General features: G+C 68.8%; 18 protein-coding genes. 5 read left to right on the forward strand and 13 right to left on the reverse strand.

Annotation, left to right across the window (positions count from 1 at the left end):
* Positions 1-66: 66 nt before the first annotated feature.
* Positions 67-1,164, reverse strand: a complete 1,098-nt coding sequence (locus tag EPO52_RS07065) for a BMP family ABC transporter substrate-binding protein (RefSeq protein ID WP_290803994.1) — start codon at positions 1,162-1,164, stop codon at positions 67-69.
* A gap of 184 nt (positions 1,165-1,348) precedes the next feature.
* Here EPO52_RS07065 and EPO52_RS07070 point away from each other — a divergent pair, with 184 nt between their 5' ends.
* From EPO52_RS07070 to EPO52_RS07085, 4 genes are all read left to right on the forward strand, one after another.
* Complete coding sequence (locus tag EPO52_RS07070; protein WP_290803996.1) at positions 1,349-1,747, forward strand: hypothetical protein; 399 nt, start codon at positions 1,349-1,351, stop codon at positions 1,745-1,747.
* Between the two features lie 105 nt (positions 1,748-1,852).
* On the forward strand, positions 1,853-2,611 hold the full coding sequence (locus EPO52_RS07075; RefSeq protein WP_290803998.1) for an N-acyl homoserine lactonase family protein: 759 nt from the start codon (positions 1,853-1,855) through the stop codon (positions 2,609-2,611).
* A 57-nt stretch (positions 2,612-2,668) separates the two neighbouring features.
* Positions 2,669-3,403: an SDR family NAD(P)-dependent oxidoreductase gene (locus tag EPO52_RS07080; protein ID WP_290803999.1), complete on the forward strand. Its 735-nt coding sequence runs from the start codon at positions 2,669-2,671 to the stop codon at positions 3,401-3,403.
* 2 nt (positions 3,404-3,405) lie between these two features.
* On the forward strand, positions 3,406-4,956 hold the full coding sequence (locus EPO52_RS07085) for a GMC family oxidoreductase N-terminal domain-containing protein (protein WP_290804001.1): 1,551 nt from the start codon (positions 3,406-3,408) through the stop codon (positions 4,954-4,956).
* 74 nt (positions 4,957-5,030) lie between these two features.
* Here EPO52_RS07085 and EPO52_RS07090 read toward each other — a convergent pair whose 3' ends face one another.
* The 12 genes from EPO52_RS07090 to EPO52_RS07145 all read right to left on the reverse strand — a co-directional run bounded on the left by EPO52_RS07090 (position 5,031) and on the right by EPO52_RS07145 (position 18,022).
* Positions 5,031-5,744, reverse strand: coding sequence for an amidohydrolase family protein (locus tag EPO52_RS07090; RefSeq protein WP_290804003.1), 714 nt, complete (start codon positions 5,742-5,744; stop codon positions 5,031-5,033).
* An 11-nt stretch (positions 5,745-5,755) separates the two neighbouring features.
* On the reverse strand, positions 5,756-6,211 hold the full coding sequence (locus EPO52_RS07095) for a YbhB/YbcL family Raf kinase inhibitor-like protein (RefSeq protein ID WP_290804005.1): 456 nt from the start codon (positions 6,209-6,211) through the stop codon (positions 5,756-5,758).
* A 20-nt stretch (positions 6,212-6,231) separates the two neighbouring features.
* Complete coding sequence (locus EPO52_RS07100; RefSeq protein ID WP_290804007.1) at positions 6,232-7,071, reverse strand: alpha/beta hydrolase; 840 nt, start codon at positions 7,069-7,071, stop codon at positions 6,232-6,234.
* Positions 7,072-7,082: 11 nt separating this feature from the next.
* On the reverse strand, positions 7,083-8,018 hold the full coding sequence (locus EPO52_RS07105; RefSeq protein ID WP_290804009.1) for a 3-hydroxyacyl-CoA dehydrogenase NAD-binding domain-containing protein: 936 nt from the start codon (positions 8,016-8,018) through the stop codon (positions 7,083-7,085).
* Complete coding sequence (locus EPO52_RS07110) at positions 8,015-8,863, reverse strand: class II aldolase/adducin family protein (protein ID WP_290804011.1); 849 nt, start codon at positions 8,861-8,863, stop codon at positions 8,015-8,017. Before EPO52_RS07110 ends, EPO52_RS07105 begins: the two co-directional genes overlap by 4 nt.
* A gap of 39 nt (positions 8,864-8,902) precedes the next feature.
* A complete protein-coding gene (locus EPO52_RS07115) occupies positions 8,903-9,481 on the reverse strand; it encodes an amino acid synthesis family protein (protein WP_290804012.1) in 579 nt (192 codons plus the stop codon).
* Between the two features lie 2 nt (positions 9,482-9,483).
* Positions 9,484-10,623: an NAD(P)/FAD-dependent oxidoreductase gene (locus EPO52_RS07120; RefSeq protein WP_290804014.1), complete on the reverse strand. Its 1,140-nt coding sequence runs from the start codon at positions 10,621-10,623 to the stop codon at positions 9,484-9,486.
* 217 nt (positions 10,624-10,840) lie between these two features.
* Positions 10,841-12,364 carry a hypothetical protein gene (locus EPO52_RS07125; protein WP_290804016.1) on the reverse strand — a complete coding sequence of 508 codons (1,524 nt, stop codon included), beginning with the start codon at positions 12,362-12,364 and terminating at the stop codon, positions 10,841-10,843.
* 50 nt (positions 12,365-12,414) lie between these two features.
* Complete coding sequence (locus EPO52_RS07130) at positions 12,415-14,100, reverse strand: carbohydrate-binding protein (protein ID WP_290804018.1); 1,686 nt, start codon at positions 14,098-14,100, stop codon at positions 12,415-12,417.
* Positions 14,097-16,529 carry a glycosyltransferase family 2 protein gene (locus EPO52_RS07135; protein WP_290804020.1) on the reverse strand — a complete coding sequence of 811 codons (2,433 nt, stop codon included), beginning with the start codon at positions 16,527-16,529 and terminating at the stop codon, positions 14,097-14,099. Before EPO52_RS07135 ends, EPO52_RS07130 begins: the two co-directional genes overlap by 4 nt.
* A gap of 210 nt (positions 16,530-16,739) precedes the next feature.
* Positions 16,740-17,405, reverse strand: a complete 666-nt coding sequence (locus EPO52_RS07140; RefSeq protein ID WP_290804022.1) for a hypothetical protein — start codon at positions 17,403-17,405, stop codon at positions 16,740-16,742.
* 26 nt (positions 17,406-17,431) lie between these two features.
* The gene (locus tag EPO52_RS07145) at positions 17,432-18,022 is read right to left on the reverse strand and encodes an XRE family transcriptional regulator (RefSeq protein WP_290804024.1); all 591 of its coding nucleotides are present in this window, start codon (positions 18,020-18,022) and stop codon (positions 17,432-17,434) included.
* A gap of 58 nt (positions 18,023-18,080) precedes the next feature.
* On the opposite strand from EPO52_RS07145, the gene EPO52_RS07150 reads away from it, so the two are divergent.
* Positions 18,081-19,046 (forward strand): NAD(P)/FAD-dependent oxidoreductase, encoded by a 966-nt coding sequence (locus EPO52_RS07150; protein ID WP_290804025.1) that lies wholly within the window; start codon positions 18,081-18,083, stop codon positions 19,044-19,046.
* Positions 19,047-19,048: the final 2 nt, after the last annotated feature.

The raw sequence follows: 19,048 nt of genomic DNA on the forward strand, positions 1-19,048 counted from the left end.
TGGGGTGGAGCGGCCGGATGACCGGTGCCGGGCGCCTGGGGCGCCCGACACCGGAACCGGTTCGGGTCAGGCGCCCTTCTTGGCCGCGATCACCGTGTTGACCTCGTCGGCGGAGGAGGCCGGCGTGGGCACGATCGAGCCGTCGGCGATGCCCGCCTTGGCCTTGTCGATCGCCGACTGGATGGTCGACGTGAGGTTGTCGGTCTCCTGGAGGCTGAGGCCGCCGTTCTCGACGGTGAGCTCGTAGCCCTGCTCGCCGAACGTGCCGGCTTCGACGTCCTTGATGGCCTGCACGTAGGTGGGTCCGTAGTTCCAGAGCACCGAAGTGAGCAGGACGCTGGGGTCGCTGAGGCCCGAGGTGACGTCACCGATGTCGGCGATGTACTTCACACCGGGAGCGGCCTCGACGGCCTGGAGGTAACCGTGCGTCGCACCGTCGCCCATGCCGAAGATGACGTCGGCACCGGAGGCGATGAGCTGCTCGGTCGCGGTCTTGCCACCGGCGGCATCGGCGTAGGCCGCCGGACCGACCGAGGTGTAGAGCACGTTGATCGTCGGGTCGACGCTGTAGACGCCCTCGGCGAAGCCGGCGGACATCTTGAACCAGTTGAGGTCGTCGGCCGACACCACGATGCCGATCGTCTTGCTCTTCGTCGTCATGGCCGCGGCGATGCCGGCGAGGTAGCCGCCCTCCTGAGCCTGGGTCTGGGTGACGGCGATCTGACCGGGGATGTTCTCACCCGCATCCTGGATCAGGATCGGGGTCTTCTTGTCGGCCGCCACACTGGTGGCTGCGACGCCGTAGCCGGAGGCGTGGGCGATCACGAACTGGGCGCCGCCGTCGATGACCTGGCCGAGGACGGTCTCGGCGTTGTCCCAGCCGGCGTCGGGAACGAGGGTGACGTCGATGCCGAGTTCGTCGGCAGCCTCCTGGGCACCGGACAGGCCGGCCTGGTTCCAGCCGAAGTCGGATTCGTTCTCCGGTGCGACCAGAGCGAACTTGGTGACGGTGGTCGCTTCGGCCGCGGCGGTCGAGTCGCCGCTCGTGGTGTCGCCGCGACCGCTCGAGCAGGCTGCGAGGCTGAGGGCGAGCGCGCCGGCCGTCGCCAGGACGGCGACGCGTGAGGCGGTGCGGCCTCGGGAGCCGCTGGTGAATGTGAACATTGCTGAAGGTCCTCTCCAGATAAGGGGCCCCCGATCTTGGCCGTTGTGTGGGGTGCGGTCTTTCTCACAATGTGCGGGGGTAGCGATACAGTATGAGAAGGATGACGACAGCGTCAACGATCAATTCCGAGATTTTACACCCCGGAAACACGTACCAACGACCATGAGATGGAAGGAGGTACCCATGCATCATCCTCGCGCACTGCTGCTGCTGGCTGCCGCAGCTGTTCTCACCCTCGCCGGATGCGCGTCGCCCGCTCCCCTCTCGGAGCAGGACACGGTCGCGCTCACCACCCTGGCGGAGGTGGCCGGGCCGACCTCGAACGTCGACGCCGACCGCATCGAGTCCACCGAGTGCTGGCTTCCGTCGGAGCATCCGATCACCGATCCGGCCGTCGACAGCGACACGCTCTGGCGCGTGATGTGCCGGGTGCACTACACCGACGACAGCGGCGAGCGCTACCAGGACGCCACGTGCATCGGCGACTTCTCCGCCGATCCGATGATCGACCACTGCTACCGGTACGCGTATTACGACTTCGCCCCGAAGTTCGAGGACTTCCCGGGCGTCACCGCACCCTGACGTGTTTCTGGCTCGTAAACTCCGCACGAGCCTCTTGACACCGGGAAATCGGTTCTCATAGCGTGAGCAGCAATTAACGCCATATGAGAATGAAGTGAGGTCACGATGTCGGACCCCAAGGTCACCCTGCTCGACGGCGGCACCCTCGTCATCGACGAGTCGGATGTGCACTGGCACATCAATGCCGGCAACCCCGTCAGGTTCCCCGTCTACAGCGTGCTGATCGAGCATCCGGATGCCCTGATCCTCTACGACACGGGCTTCGACCTCGATCACGTCAACAAGGTGCTGCCGTTCGAGCTGCCCCTGCAGACGCCCGAGCAGACCATCCCGGCGCAGCTCGCGAAGGCCGGCTTCACGCCCGAAGACGTCGACATCGTGGTGAACTCGCACTTCCACTTCGACCACGTGGGCGGCAACAAGTACCTCACGAACGCCACCACGCTGGTGCACAAGGAGGAGCTGCGCCACGCGAAGGTGCCCGAGCCCTTCGAGCGTCTCGGCTACTCCGACCTCTCGTTCGATCACGCGGGTGTGTCCTACAAGCCCATCTCGGGCGATTACGAGATCGTGCCGGGCGTGTGGCTCTTCGAGACCCCCGGTCACACCATCGGCCACTACTCCCTGCTCGTGGAGCTGGAGAACGAGAAGAGCATGCTCTTCTGCGGCGACGCGGCCTACACGCACACCACCCTCGAGAAGGAGTGGATCGCGGGCTTCCACCTCGACCCCACGAAGTCGGTCGAGGCCATCCGCCGCCTCAACTACCTCGCCCGCACCAGGGACGCCGACATCTACCCGTCGCACGAGCTCGCGCCCTTCCAGACCTGGAAGCTCGCACCGGAGTACTACGGCGGCAACTGACCCGCCACTTCGCCGAACACCGAACAACCCGAGAAGTTCTAGAGAGGAACACCAGTAATGGCTGAGACAGCACAGCGCGTCGCGCTCGTCACCGGAGCGGCGCAGGGCATCGGCGCCGCCATCGCCGAGGAGCTCGCCGCCGACGGCCTCAAGGTCGTCGTCGCCGACATCAACGGCGAGGGTGCCGCAACGGTCGCGGAGCGCATCGGCGGAGTCGCGAAGACCCTCGACGTGTCGAGCCCCGAGCAGGTGCAGACCGTCGTCGACGAGATCGTGGCCGAGTTCGGCCGCATCGACGTGCTCGTGAACAACGCCGCGCTGGTGCCCCTCACCTCGTGGGCCGACATCTCCTTCGAGGAGTGGCGCAAGGTCATGAGCGTGAACCTCGACGGCATCTACCTCACCACCCACGCCATCACGCCCATCATGGGCAAGGCGGGCTACGGCCGCATCGTCAACATCGCCTCGAACACGTTCGTGGCCGGCACTCCCGACTGCGCCCACTACGTGGCCACCAAGGGCGCCTCGATCGGCCTCGTGCGCGGCCTCGCCGGCGAGCTCGGCAAGCTCGGCATCACCATCAATGCGGTCGCCCCCGGCATCATCGCGAGCGAAGGAGTCATGTCGGGCCCGCACCAGGCCGGGTTCGACTACGTCGTGCCGATGCAGGCCATCAACCGTCGCGGGGTGCCCGCCGATGTCGCTCCGGCGGTGGCGTTCCTCGCCTCGGAGAAGGCCGAGTGGATCACCGGGCAGACCCTCGTGGTCGACGCCGGTCACACCCGCAACTGACGGTGGCACACACCGACGTCCTGATCATCGGAGCGGGTTCCGCCGGCAGCGTGCTGGCGAACCGGCTCAGCGCGGATCCGTCCCGCCACGTCACCGTGGTGGAGGCGGGTTCGCGCGTCACCGATCCCGAGATGCGGCGGCCGGAGCTCTGGCCGTTCATCCACGGCCGCTCCTACGACTGGGCCTACCGCACCATCCCGCAGCCCGGTCTCGGCGGCCGCAGCCTCGAGTGGGCGCGCGGCCGCGGACCCGGCGGGTCGAGCCTCGTGCACGCCATGGCGCACATGCGCGGCTGCCGGGCCGACTTCGACCGCTGGGTCGAGGCGACCGGCGACGAGCGTTGGTCGTGGGATGCGCTGCTCCCCTTCTTCAAGGCCATGGAGTCGTTCTCCGGTGGAGCGGATGCGGTGCACGGGTCAGACGGCCCGCTCCCGGTGCTCTCCCCCGGACCCGACCTCTCGAGCCCCCTCGTGCAGGACTACATCGCGGCCTGGCAGGCGCTCGGGGTGCCGCGCATCCCCGACCACAACGGCGGCGAGATGCTCGGCGCCACGCCCAACTCGCTCACCATCCGCGACGGCGAGCGCGTGATCGTGTCCGACGTCTACCTCGACCCGGTGCTCGACCGGCCGAACCTCACTCTTCTCACCGAGGTGACGGTGCACCGGCTGCAGGTTGCCGGGGGCCGGGTGACCGGTGTCGAGGTGACCCGAGACGGGCGCGACGAGGTTCTGGAGGCCGACGAGATCATCCTCGCCGGCGGGTCGATCGGTGACCCGCTGCTGCTCATGCGCTCCGGCATCGGCGACCCCGCCGATCTCTCGGCCGCGGGCGTGCCTGTCGTGCTCGCGTCGCCCGAGGTGGGCAAGAATCTGCACGACCACCTGCTGGGCGCGGGAAACCTGTACCGCTCGGCGAAGCCCGTGCCGCCCACGAAGCTGCAGCTCTCGGAGTCGATGACGTATCTCTCACGGTCGGGCCTCAGTGCGACATCCGGGGCCGTGGACATGGTGGTCGGATGCGTCGTCGGCCCGAGCTACTCGGAGTCGTTCGCCGAGACGGATGCCGCCACGGTGCACCCCGGCGAGGGGTACACGCTGCTCTTCGGAGTCACGAACCCCACGAGCCGAGGCTCCCTGCGCATCTCGGGGCCGGACATCTCGCACGAGCCGATCATCGACCCGAACTACCTCGCCACCGAGCACGACCGCGCCACGTTCCGGGCCGCGCTCGAGCACGCCCGTCTCGTGGGCGCCTCGGCCGGACTCGATGCCTGGCGGGCGGCGGAGGTGCTGCCAGGTGCCGGCTCGGCTCTGAGCGAGGCCGAGGCGGATGCGTTCATCGCGGCCGCCGCGATCACCCACCATCACCCGGTGGGCACGCTGCGCATGGGCGCCTCGGACGACGCCCCCGTCACTCCCGGCCTGCGGTTCCGCGGCCTCGACAACCTGTTCGTGGTCGACGCCTCGGTCATCCCGTCCATCACCGCGGGCCCGGTGCACGCCGCAGTCCTGGCCATCGCCGAATCCTTCGCCTCCACGTACACCCACTGACCTCCTCGCGAGTCGCCAAAATCCGGTCTATTTCTCGCTGAATAGACCGGATTTTGGCGAGTCGCGAAGAGGGGTCAGGCGCCCAGGAAGAGGCGTTGGGCCGTGTTGTTCATCACGTCGTCGAGGTCGGCCGGGGTGAGGCCCGCGAGCTGCACCTTCAGCTGCTCGACCTTGGGCTCGTGCCAGGGGCCGTCGGAGCCGTACATCACGCGGTTCGACCCCACCTTCTGCACCGCCTCGAGGATCTTGATGCTCATCGGCATGCCGCTCGTCTCGAGCCACACGTTGGGGTGCCGCTCCGCCACCTTGATCGACGCGTCGATGTAGATGATGTTGCCGTGCCCCATGTGCCCGAGGATGATCTTCGCGTCCTCGTAACGGGCGATGAGCTCCTCGATGCTCCACGGCAACGAGAAGATCGGATGCCCGCAGTGGATGAGGGCCGGAAGATCACGTTCGATCAGCAGCTCGATGATGGGCCACACCATCGGATCGTCGGGGTGGAACCCGTCCATGAGCGGATGCAGCTTGACGCCCCGGAATTTCGGATCGTCGAGGTAGTCCTTCAGCTCGGGGATGGGGTCGCCGAGCTTCGGGTTCGCCCAGTACAGTCCGTACGCGCCCGGGATGTCCTGGATGACCCGCCGCACCATCGCATTGTCCTGGTGGAAGACCATGCCGGTGTCGATGTCGTTCTTCACCAGGTAGTCGGCCAGGTGGTCCTCATCGAGGTTCACCCCGAAGGTGGGGAAGTCCCCCACGTGCATGTGTGCGTCGGTGATGGGCATCCGGATGCGCCTCAGTCGTTCGAGAACGTGCCGACGTAGCGGGCCGTCTCGAGCACGTCTCCGGCGTACGTCGCGAGGAACTCCTCGCGCGTCGGCGCGCCCTCGACGGCCTTGCCGAGTGCGTAGACGTGGAAGAAGTAGTGGTGAACACCGTGTCCTGCCGGCGGCTGCGGGCCGTACCAGACCGTCTGTCCGGCGCCCATCGGACCCACGACGACACCCTCGGCCGAGAGGTCGAGCGTGGTGGTGTCGGCGGGGATGCCGTAGACCACCCAGTGCGTGAAGCCGTGGGGCAGCGGGGCATCCGGATCGTTCACGATGAGGGCGAGCTCGACGGTGCCCTCGGGCGCACCCGCCAACTCGATGACGGGCGTCTCGTTGCCGCCGTCGGCGGAGAGGCGGTCGGGGATGCGGCCGAGGTTCTCGAAATCGGGACTCGAGACGGCGAGCTTGTCGAACATGGGCATGGTGGTGTCCTTCCGGTGTTTCAGGCGCCGAGCACGCGGTCGAGCTCGGCAGTGACGAGGTCGGGGAATTCTTCGGGGATGTAGTGGTCGGCGCCCTCGATCTCGACCCAGCGATCGCCGGGCCGGTCGGCGACGGCCGACCGCCACGCCTCCTCACTCACGATACGACTGGTCGATCCGCGGAGGTGCGACATCGGCACATCCACAGCGCGGAACTCGTCGCTCCAGGGGGTGCGGAAGCCCTCGATGAGCTGATGCATCGCCTCAGGCGAGGCGTACGGCACCCAGCTGCCGTCATCCTGTTCGCGGTAGCCCCAGCGCGCCCGGCGGCGCACGGCCCCGGGGAGGATGGCGGTGTACCGCTCGCGCAGGTAGGCCTCGATGTCGGCGGGACCGGTGAACGAGCGGAACCCGCCCGCCACCCGCACGTCGAGTTCGTCGAGCACCTCGGTCTCGACGTACGGCGTGTAGTCGACCACGACGGCACCGGTGACCCGCGCGGGGTGCAGCGCCGCGGTGACCCAGGAGTTGCGCCCGCCGAGCGAGTGCCCGGCCACGAGCGCCTTCTCGATTCCGAGCGCGTCGAGCACACTGATCACGTCAACCGCGAAGTCGTCGGCGGCGTATCCGGATGCCGGCTTGTCGCTGCGGCCGTGACCGCGCTGGTCGAGCGCGATCACGGTGGCGTGGCTCTGCAGAGCGTCACCGATCGGCTCCCAGACGGCGTGGTTGGCCGACGTGCCGTGCAGCAGCACGACCGCCGGCCCGGAACCCCGCACCCGGAACGCGATGTCGACATCGGCGCCCCGGGTGCGGGTGAGACCGTCTGCGATCGAGGTGAGGGAGACGGCGGAGTTCATCAGACGGAGGGTCAGACGTTCGGGATGGAGGAGAGCGTCTTGCGCGCCGCGATGAGACCGGTGACGATCTCCTTGCGCTTGGCGTCGACGTCGCCTTCGCCGTACTCGTACATTCCGCCGTTCGACTTGAAGCCGAGCTTGCCCTCGGCGATCTTGTCCTTGATGAACTGCGGGGTGTCGGTGCTGACGTCGAGGTCTTTGTTCAGGTAGCTCGAGACGGCCTGGTAGATGTCGAGGCCGGCCATGTCGAGCAGACGGGTCGGGCCGATCACGGAGAGCTTGTAGCCGATGCCCCACTTGACGCAGGCGTCGAGGCCTTCGGGCGTGACGATGCCCTCTTCGAGCAGCGCCATGCACTCGCGGAGGATCGCGTAGAGCACACGGTTCTCGACGAAGCCGGGGATCTCCTTCTCGAGCACCGGCACGTAGTTGAACGACTTCACGATCTCGGTGAGCTGACCGACGAGCGCCTCGTCCGTCGCCTTGCCGGGGATGATCTCTATCATCGGGATGAGGTGCGGCGGGTTCGACCAGTGCATGCCGATCAGGCGACCGGGCACGGTCATCGACTCGGCCATGGTGCTGATCGGGATGCCCGAGGTGTTCGTGGCGATGATCACGTCGTCGCTGATGCGTGCCTCGAGGTCGGCGAGCACCTTCTGCTTGAGGGCGAGCACCTCGGGCACGGCCTCGATGATGAGCTCGGTGTCGGCGAGGGCCTCGTCGAGGTCGGTTCCGAAGGTCACCGATCCGCCGGGGGCGGAGGGCGAGTCGACGGCCTCGAGCACGTTGTTGACCACGCCGTAGGCGGCCTCGGCGCGCGCGATGGCGTCTTCCGAGATGTCGTAGAGGCGCACCGTCGCGCCGGCACGGGCGAGGGTCGCGGCGATGCCGGGGCCCATGGTTCCCGATCCGATGACGGTTGCGATGTTCGGAAGACTGCTCATCTGGGTACTCTCTCTCGCGTGATGTGGATCAGTGGGGTCGGTGCGGTCGCTGGGGTCGGGGCTGATGAGATGCCGGGCGGGAGCGCGATCGGCGAGATGCCGATGCCGAAGGCGCCTTCGACGCGTTCCAGCCGCCGGTTGAAGTAGGTCCAGAAGTTGTGCTGGGCCTTGGCCGGGTAGATGCGGTCGAACTTCTCCTTTGTCTCCTCGGCGTCGGGCTCGATGGGGACGAAGCCGGATGCCTTGAGGTCGACCTGGAAGCGGGCGGCCTTCTCGAGGAAGATGCCGGTGAGCGTCACCTCGGCCACGGTGCTGCCGACGAAGGCGATGCCGTGGTTGGCCAGCAGGATGGCCTGCGCGTCGCCGAGGGCCTTCGCCGCCGCCACACCGAGCGGCACCGTGGTGATGATGTGGCTCGTCTCGGCGAAGCGGGGCACGCCCTCGTAGGCGAACCACACGCCGTGGTTGTTGTACGGCTTGAGGTTCTCCTCGGATGCACCGAGCACCGTGGAGTAGTGCGCGTGCGAGTGGCCCACGAAGTTCACATCGGGACGCGCCTTCATGATCTCGGCGTGCAGCGGCCACTCGAGGTGGCGGAGGCCGGTGCCCTCGAGCACGGTGCCGTCGAAGTCGATGAGGATGAAGTCGTCCCCCTCCACCTCGCTGAGCGCCAGGTTGCCGCGCTTCAGCCAGAGCCCGCGACCGAACGGGTCGCGGAACGACAGGTGGCCCATCGACATGTCGCCGTGACCCTCGAGCTCCAGGATGCGGTGCGCGCGGGCGACATCGGCGAGGATGCTCGCGATCGACGCGTCCTCATAGTTCTTCGTGTGCGTGTAGGTCACGCTGACTCCTCAGGTTGTGCGGTGGTCTCGGGATGCGGGCTAGCGGGCGAGCACGTCGGCCACGGTGATGCCGCCCACACGGGCGTTCACCCGGCCTCCGGTGGCCACGGCCGCGATGATGACGAGCTCGTCGGGGCGCGGGGCATCCGGGATCGTGATGGTGATCGCGTCGTAGTGCGACCGTACGTACACCTCATCCTTGTACGCCAGAGGGATGTCGATGGGCGCACCCGCGGCAGCCGTCTTGGTGGCCGACGAGATCCAGGCCTCGCCGCCGCCGATGGCGTCGCGGAACGCGTTGCCGAAGATGGTGGTGACGCAGGCCACCACGTGCTCCTGCTCGCCGTTCACGCCGGCGATGCCGCCCTTTCCGTAGCTCTCGGCGGGCCGGCCGCCGAGCAGCGCCAGCGCGCGGGCACCGAGTTCGGTGCCGAGACTCGCGCTCGGGTCGGTGAGCGGGGAGAGGTCGTCGACCCACTGGCCGGCGTAGGGGTTCTTGATGACCACGGCGACCGCGGCCTTCACGAGCGGCTGCTCGGGTGCCGGGCCGAGCTCGTGCAGGGTCTCCTGCACGAACGAGTGCCAGGCGCGGACGTCGTAGAACGGATCGATACTCATGGCTATGCGTGCACCTCGTGGCGGTGGGGGTCGGTGGGGTTGTACTGAGCGGCTTCGAAGGACTCGCCCGTGAACTGGCCGCCCTTCGCCATCTCGCGGGTGTCGGCGTACCACTGCGACCTGTCCTGGGTGCGGTCGGTGAGGGGACGCTCGATGCGCTCCCACTCCTTCAGCGCTTCGGGCAGATCGGCGTCGCTCGCGGCGGTGGCCGCGACGGCGAGCGTCCAGGCGTTCTGCATGGCGCTTCCGGCGCCCTGGGCGAGAGCCGGGCACATGGCGTGCGCGGCGTCGCCGATCACGACGACCTTGCCGTCGCTCCAGTAGTCGAGGCGGGTGGTCTGGTAGCCGTAGTACTTGCCGGGGGTCTCCGCCGCCACCTCGAGCACGGGGGCGAGCTGCGGGAACACGGAGGTCCAGAGCGGCAGGTCGATGGGCACACGCGAGCCGTCGGCGTCGGCGGCCGGCGACATCAGGGCGATGTAGAGCTCCTCGTCGTTGGCCGGCGTGTAGAGCACGCGCAGCACCCGCGGGTCGAGGTTCCAGAAGTCGATGACGTTGTCCCACTCGGTGTCGGGCTCGAGCGCCTGCAGCTCCGCCTTCCGGCGAGGCACGAGGAAGCGCGTGATGCCGTCGCGAGAGCGTTCGCGGGTGAGCGGGATGCCGAGCGAGTCGCGCACCGCAGAACCCACACCGTCGGCGCCGATGATCAAGTCGGCCTCGGCCGAGCTGCCGTCGGCGAAGGTGATGACGCCCTCGGCGGTGGCGCCGGTCACCTCGGAGCCGGCGAGCACCTCAACGCCGGCCTCACGAGCGGCGATCAGCAGCGTCTCGTAGAGGTGCGGGCGGGTGAGTGTGCGCCACCGGTGACCGTCGAGAGTCTCCTGCGACTGGATGACGTTGTTCATGCGCGTCTCGTAGGCCGGCGGGGTCATCGACTTCGACATCAGGTCGGGCAGGGCGCCGAGCTTCTGGATGACCTGCAGGCTGTTGTTCCAGAGCACGATTCCTGCACCCTCGGTGCGGAGTTCGGGGGCCTTCTCGTGCACGCGGACGCTCCAGCCCATCTGGGCCAGTGCTGCTGCGGCGGTGAGTCCCGCGAAACCTCCACCGGAGATCTCGGCGCGGCGACGGCGATCCGTCATCTGTGTTCCCCTCTTTCGTTTTCGAGACGTCATTTCGACTCTCAAATTCTCACATTTTGAGGACTTGTTCTCGTAATAGTAGAGATTCTGGCATCGTGATCTCTCCACCCGCAAGAGATCAGGGCGGGTTGGGTCAACGTTTTACACGTCCGTAACACCACACCGCCCTCATCGCCGCAGGGGTCGGAACGGGACCGCCGGGGTCGGCCTGACGCGCTCAGGGGGTGTGCCGGTAGGCCGATCGGGGTGCGCCGGCGCCATGGCCCTGGGTCTCGAACTGATCGACGATCGAGTGGTCGGGGGCGAACTGCCAGCCGAGCACGCGCCAGCCCTGGACCGTGACGTCGATGCGCACACCGTCGACCGTGGCCGTGCTCGGCAGGTCGAGAGGGCCTTCGAAGTACCAGAACTCGGCTTCTGCGATCTCCTCCGGCGTCTCGATCACCCGACGGTCGGTCGTCGTGTAGAGGAACGCGTCGGCCGGATGCTCGTCGAACACCCGCAGCTTGTCACCGGAGAGCAGGGCCCGATACGGCGCGAGCACCTCATCCGCCCCCTCCTCGGCGCCGGTGATGCGGGCTTCGGCCGCCGCGAAGAGCGCCTCGACGCGGCGACGCAGCCCGCCGATCGTCGTCGGCTCACCGGCGAGCTCCACCGGGTGCCCGTCGGGGATCGCGGATGCCGCATCGCGGAGCACGGCGTAGCCCGGGCGCTCGGCCAGCACCGCCTCTGCGGCGAGCACCTGGGCGAGCTCGAACGGCGGAGCCGCCTCGAGGAGGTCGGTCTCCCAGGTGAGGAGCAGCCGCTCCGCCCGATCGAAGAAGGCCCGCAACGAGACCACATCGACCGCGCCACCCGCCTCGGATGCCGGCTCCGGGGCCTGCTGCGGCTCGGGTTCGGGCCCGGGCCCCGCCTCCACCGCACTGCGCCGGGCGTAGACCTCGGCCATCTCCAGATCACTCGCCGCCAGGCCGGTGGCCACGACCCGGCCACGCACCACGCCGAACGCGATCACCTGCACCACCGCCCCCTCACGCAGCAGCTTCACCTCGTAGTGCCCATCGTGCGCGTCGAGCAGATGCCAGCCCGCTCCCCACCCCGAGGCCTGCAGGTCGTTCCACCCCCGCACCGCGTCGAAGCGCAGCGCGAGTTCCCGCCCCACGACCGTGCCGTCGTTCGCCGTGAAGGCGTACCGCGTGTCGGGAGAGTCGGCCTGCGCGATACGACGGCCGTCGTGGAACAGGTGGGCCTCGAACTCCCAGGCCTCCGCCTCCCCCGCCACGACCACCGTGGCGCAGAGTCGTGGCGCGTCGGGTTCGTCGACCGCGTCGAGGGCCACGAAGCCCCAGGGCGGCATCCGCTCGGGGTCGACGGCGAAGCGATGGGCGCCGGGGAGGGCGACCACGCGCACCGACGCGTCGTGGAGCAGGTCGTCGACACCCTCGAGTTCGGAGACGAGCCGCAGGGTGAACCCGATCGACCCTTCGACATCGAGGTCGCCCGAATCCTGCTCGGGCCGCAGGTCGATGTCGGCGGTCTCACCCGCGCCGAGCTCCGCGATCGGGGCTCGGCGGGTGAACCAGAGGCCGCCGTCGGGACGCGCGACCGTCCACTCCAGCCACGCCCCCGCCGGAGCGGGGCCGACCAGCTGAACGGCGAGCGTGGGGTGCCACCCCTCGGCGTGATAGCCCCCGAAGGAGCTGGTGCCGAGACGGAGAGAGAATGGGCTCAGTGATGTCATTGAGCAATCCTCAGACACGAGGACCGGAATCGCAACGTCGGGTCGAGCGATCAGGGCGCAGGAGTGGGGGAAACAGCCGTCGAGGCGCTCCCCGCGATCTCCTCGACCTGGGCAGCCGTGAGCGCGAGCCACGGGGAGCCATCGGAATCGGGTGCCGTGGCCGCGGGGCTGTCGCCCTGCGTCCACCACTTCGCCACGAAAGGCACGCCTTTGAAGAGCACTCGGTCGCCCTCCTGGTACACCGCAGCGCCCGACCACTCGGGGTAGGTGCCCTCGGGGAGGGTGCTCGCCTGATACGGGGTCTCCCCGGGCAGGACCGGACCGATCAACGTCCAGGGCGTATCGCCGGCGCTCTGCACCGGCTGATCGGGTACTTCGCCGAGGTTCCACCACTTGGCCTCGTACACCGTGCCGTGCCAGACGACCTTCGAACCCGCGAGGTAGGTGGTTCCGAGCGACCAGATCGGGTACGGACTCGTCGCCGGGTCGTCCGGTAGCGGATCGGTGGATCGGCCCGGGCCGGTCTCGGCTGTGGCCGACGGAGTCGGTGATCCCGTCGATCCTGCGGTGGCTGTGGACTGCGGCGCACCGGCGGCTACCGCACTGGGGCTGCCGCCGAATCCGGCCGACAGGAGGTCGGCGAACTGCCCCGCTTCCTGGTCCACTCCACTGCACTGGTTCGACACCGTGCGCACGTCGAGGTAGTTCGGCCCACAGGGGGTGTCGCGGTTGAGCGACCACGCCGAGAGGCGGCCCAGCTGCTTCTGCTGGCCGAACGTGTTGAGCTCTGTGGCGTCGGCGAGCCCGAAGACCTCGCCGCGGATGTCGTTCTGGCCGATCATCGACGTGGCACCGAGCTTCGCCCAGAGCGACGCATCGGTCAGATCCGTCCCTGCTTTCGAGTAGAGCTCGCCCAGCTGGGTGTGGGTGGCCTCGAGGGCCCCGATCGCGACCTCGCCCATGGACCGGCCGCCCAGGTCGGTGCCGTAATCCATGGTCATCACGTTCACTCCGGCGAGATCGACGCCGGCCGCGAGCATCTGGGTGACGAGATACTCGCCCTCGGGCGTCAGTCCGTTCTGCGCCACGGGCAGGGTCACCCACACGGCCAGGGGAGTCCCCGCCGCCCGGCGTTCCGCCTGCAGGGCGGCGAGCGCCTCCGCCCGGCGCTGGCCGGCCACGGCATCGGTGAGGTCATCCGCCTCGATGTCGAGGTCGATCGTCGACAGGTCGTAGCGGTCGACGACGGCCGCGTAGGCCTTCTCGAGGTCGTCGACATCGGTGCAGGCCGTGGCGAGTTCGACGTTGCTCGCGCCACCGAACGACACGATCGCGTCTCCGCCGATCTGCCGGAGGCGCGCGATCCTGCGATCCATGTCGAGCTGCTGCGCCGCGGCGTCGAGCGTGTAGGCGGCACCCCAGCTCGGCGTGCAGGCCTCCGCCGATTCGGCCACCACGAACGACAGCACGACGTCGGCCTGAGCGTCCGACTCCGGCGACTCGAAGGCGTACTGAGGCGTGACCGTGGCGTCGACGTAGCCCGCGAACCAGGGGGCTGCCCCACCGGCACGCGCCTGGTCGACCACGAAGATCTGGAACCCGAAGACGGCGACCGCGGCGACGACGGCGACGACGACCACCGCGAGCAGCACCCGCCAGAACGACAGGCGCTTGCCGTCGTGCGGACCCGCAGCACGGTACTTCGGGCCACGGGCCATCGGTTGCGCGCCGCTCATGCGGAGCGGCTTTCATCCGTGGCGCCCACCAGAGGGGACACCGGATCGACGCCCTCCTGACCGGGCTGCATCGCATCGACCACATCGGGTTCGGCCTCCGCGAGGTCTCCCGGCTTCGCCTCGGCCCCCACCCGCTTCGGGTCGGCCGCCCGCTTCGCCCACCGCGACTCGGCGCGCCGCGACCGGGATCCCGAGCCCGGTGCGGTGTGACCGTGATAGAGCGCCTTCTGCCAATCGAACTCGCCCACGGAGGCCGAGGCCTCGTCGTCGTCGTCATCGCGCTTGCGGTCGACCCACATCCACTCCGTCAGGCCCAGCCAGATGTCGGCGAGCGAGTTGAGCACGCCGATGTTGCCGAGGATGGCCCAGGATGCACAGAACGCGTTGAACGCCGCGAACGCCGCATTCCCCCAGTTCTCGTCGGAGACGTTCCGCCACGCGGTGAGCACCGAGAAGGCCACGATTCCGTACGGTGCCACGACATAGAGGAGGGGCGACGCCGTACGGTTGCGCACCTTCGGCGTGCGGGCGAAGGGGATCTTCTTGCCGGTGAGCGACTGCTCGACCGACTTGATCACGCCCGCCAGGTTCACGGGCAGCAGGATGAGATTGAAACCATAGATGCGCAGGATGTCGCTGTACTTGTATCCGCACGCCTTCAGGTCGCTGGCCTGCGCGATGAAGTACGGCAGGGCCGCCACGAGAACGAGCGGGCTGAGGAGGCGACTGTCGTAGGGATAGGCGAGCAGGAACACGAGGCCGACACTCGCCCAGGCGATCGATGCCATGTAGTTCACCCGGAGCATCGACTCCGTCCAGCGGATCGGATCGCCCGCTCGCTTGCGCGCCTTCAGCTGACGGAGGAACTTGGGCAGGATGAGCAGACCGCCGTTGGCCCACCGTCGCCGCTGCACGATCAGCGATCCGAAGTCGGGCGGTGTGGCGCTGTAGCTGAGCCTCTCCGGGTAGTTCACGAGGGTCCAGCCGTGCTGGCCGAGATCGATGCTCGACTCCGTATCCTCGATCACCGTGCGGTCCTGCACGTAGCGGCGCACCTCGAATCCGCCCACGGTCTCGATCTCGAGGATGTCGTCGAGCGCCTCCATCCGGATGACCGCGTTGGCCCCCACCCAGAACGTGGCGTCGTACTCGGTGAGCCCCTGGTGCAGGATGTGCTGCAGATCAGTGCTGGCACCCGCGAGCCGCTCGAGGCGCGTCGGCGCCCCCCGGAACGAGGAGTAGGGCGTCTGTGTCACGGCGACGCGCTCGTTGTCGGGTTGCTCGAGCAGGTACACGAGCCGCAGGCAGTAGTCGCGCAACAGCAAGGAGTCGGCGTCGAGTGTCAGCAGGTACTCGGCATTGGGCACCACGAGATCGGCGCGCTGAGCCCCTAGCACCGGGCGGAGGATCGGGCCGTCGGGGGTCTGCTCCACTCGGTAGCGCCCACCCATCAGGCCGATGTACGCATTGAGGTTCATCGCCTTGTTGGCCTCGTGCGAGAGCGACGCATACGTCTTGCGCTCGAAGACGGCCATCTCGGCCGTGAAGATCCAGACGAGACGCCGGTGGAGTTCGAGCATCCGGTCGGCGGTGGGGGCGACCCCGGCCTCACGGGAGCCGTCGAGCGCGCGGGCGGTCAGCTCGAGGTCGTCGGCGAGGCCGCCGAGCACCTGCTCGATGAAGAAGGTGTCGACGTGGTCTTCGTGCTCCTCGGCGGCGGCCATCTCATGCAGCCACCGCACGGCCTCGCGGTAGGAGTCGGCGAGTCGGCGCACGGCCTCGTCGTCGACGTCGCTGGTGGTGAGCAACTGGTGCTCGAAGGTCAGGAGGTCGTCGGCGAAGCGGATGCCCGGTTCCCGAAGCGCCTCGGCGATGCCCTCGGTGATCCGGCGGGTGCGGTCGAGTCGATCGGCGATGAACGGATCGGTGGGGGCGGGCGGGTCGTCGAGAAGGAGAACCACCCGCAGATCCGGGTACTCCTGCAGCGCGGCCGACCAGAGCGTCTTGCGGATGACGGAAGGCTCCTCGGCATACGACGGCACGAGCACCGTCATGCCCCCGCGGTGTCCCTCGGCGAAGTGGCGATCGAGCTCGGCCCGCGGCACCCTCACGTGGTCGCGGAAGCGGCGCAACGCCCCCTGACGCGCGACGAGGTACATCAGTGCCGAGAAGGTGAGGAAGGTCACCACGACGAGATAGAAGATCGCCTCGAGCGAGAGACGGAAGTCCTCGTTCCCGTACTCGAAGAACTGCCGGATGATCGTGGTGATGAGGTAGACGACCCACGCCGTGACCGTGATGATGATGGCCACGCGGCCCCACACGATCTTCGCGTCGGATGGTCGCCGGTGGACGGTCGGCAGGGGCGTGCGGATACGTTCTGCGCCCCACTGCCGTCGGCGAATGGAGGGCGGCGTCGGCTTCGACATGAGTCCTTCGGGTTGCGTGCTGCACCGAGGCGGCGAGCGCGCCGGGTGAGCGCGTCCGCCGTCGCGGGCTTCGGGTCGGGTACCGGCCCTGCAGGCGTGGGTGCGCCGCTGCGGCCGGTGGCCTCACGCTATCGGGCGACAGCTGTCGCCCAGCGCGTCCTGAGCAAAAACTGACGCAATACTTGAGCTGAGTTAACTTTCCTCCCCCCGTCAGAGGGACGGATCGCGGATCGTGGTGACGAGATCCACAAGACTCGGCTCGGGCGGCGCCGACCCGAATCCGAAGCGCACCGAGGGCCTCAGGGGGGCGAACCCCCCGAGGTCGATGCCGTCGAGCCGGGCCGACGCCCAGGCGATCCGGCGCACCCGCGTGACGCCGTAGAACTCCCGTCGCCCTCCCCCGGCGCTTCCGGCGGTGCGCACCCCGGGAAGGAGGAGTCCCGCGAGCGGATCGATCACCCGCAACCACGCCGGCCAGGTGCCGAGCCGGGCCGGAATCGAGCGGAGCACACGCCCGAGCGGTGACACGGCGCCCACCCGGATGCGCACCGACAGGCGCCAGGAACGAGCATCCGATGCGTCCACGAGTGCGGAATCCCCCACCTCGACCGCGAGGCCGCCCGCGATGCGGCGCACGCGCACCGGCCGCACCAGCACCTCGTCGAAGGTGTAGGTGGCTGCCACGAAATCCGCGATCTCACGGCTCGGCGCGAGGAGCAGCCGATGCCCACCGGCATCTTCGACCATCACGTCGGCGAAGCGGCCGAACGGCGAGTCGTGCCACATCCCGATCACGATGCGCGTGCCGGACGCCGTACCGAAGCCGGCGATGCGCCCGGTGAAGCGCAGGTCGCGCGAACCCTCACGCCTCTCCATGCGCCGAGGCTACTCCCGAACCCCCGTCAACGGCCCGCCCGTCGATCAGGCTCGGTCTGGGCCCGCACATGGATGCGTTCGCCGTCGCGGTTGAAGATGCACATGAGCTCGACGGGATGCTCGTCGGCGCTGCCCAGCCAGTGCGGCACCCGGGTGGCGAACTCGGCCGCCTCGCCCGGCTTCAACACGAGGTCGTGCTCGCCGAGCATCAGCCGTAGCCGGCCGGAGAGCACGTAGAGCCACTCGAAGCCGTCGTGCGTCTTGAGCGAGGGCTCGGGGACGCCGGGCGAGCGGGCGGGCATGATCATGCGCACCGCCTGGTTCTGCGAGGAGTCGCGCGAGAGCTGGTGCACCACCGCGCCGTTCGAGCGCACGGTGCGGGTGTGCACGCGCGGATCGGGCACCGAGTCGGCGACGAGCTCGTCGATCGTCACTTCGAGGGCCGCCGAGAGCGGGATGAGCAACTCGAGATTGGGGGCCCGCTTGCCGCCCTCGAGCCGCGAGATGGTGCTCGCCGAGATGCCGGTCGTGGCCGAGAGGGCCGCGAGGGTGAGATCGGCCTGAAGACGAGCGGAGCGCAGGCGGGCGCCGATCCGGGCTCCCTGACTCGCTTCCATTTTGCTATTTCAGCACACCTCCTTGCCGATAGCGAGCCGGGCGCGGATCGTGGACGACATGACCGAGACAGACACCACACCCCGCAGCCCTCTCACCGACCAGCCCTGGGACGTCATCGTCGTGGGCGGCGGCGCCGCCGGCCTGAACGCCGCCCTCGTTCTCGCCCGCGCACGCCGCCGGGTCGTGGTGATCGACGCCGGCGCACCCCGCAACCGCTTCGCCGCCCACATGCACGGGTTCCTCACCCGCGACGGGATGTCGCCCCTCGAGCTGCTCGAGCTGGGACGCGCCGAGGTGCGCGGCTACGGTGCCGAGATCGTCCACGCGACGGCGGTGTCGGCCGGCGGCGAGGCGGGGGCATTCACGATCACCCTCGACGACGGGCGCGTGCTCGCAGGCCGACGACTGCTCGTCGCCACCGGCCTCCGTGACGAGCTGCCCGACATCCCCGGCCTCCGCGAGCAGTGGGGTCGTGGGGCCGTGGCCTGCCCCTACTGCGACGGCTGGGAGGTGCGCGACCGGCGCATCGGCGTCATCGCCACCAGTCCCATGAGCACGCACCAGGCCGGACTCGTGCGGCAGTGGACCGACGACGTCACCTTCATCGGACCCCTCACCGCCGACCTCGACCCCGAGACCCGGCGCGGCTTCGAAGCGCGAGGAACGCGCATCCTGACCCCGGCGATCACCGAGGTGCTGTCGGATGCCGCCGGGGTGCTGACCGGCGTGGCCCTCGACGACGGCAGCACCGTCGACCTCGACGCCCTCTTCGTGGGCCCCCGGCTGGTGCCGAACGACGAGCTGCTGCGCCAGCTGGGCGCCGAGCGGGTGGAGGGCCCAATGGGCGAGTGGACGGCATCCGACCCCACCGGGCTGACCTCGGTGCCCGGCGTCTGGGTGGCCGGCAACACGGCCGCGGCGCACATGCTCGTGATCGTGGCGGCGGCGAGCGGACTCACCGCGGCCACCGTCATCAACGCCGACCTCGTGGGCGACGACACCCGCCAGGCCCTTACGCGCTGACG

This window comes from Herbiconiux sp. (genome assembly GCF_004297105.1).
Classification (GTDB): domain Bacteria; phylum Actinomycetota; class Actinomycetes; order Actinomycetales; family Microbacteriaceae; genus Herbiconiux.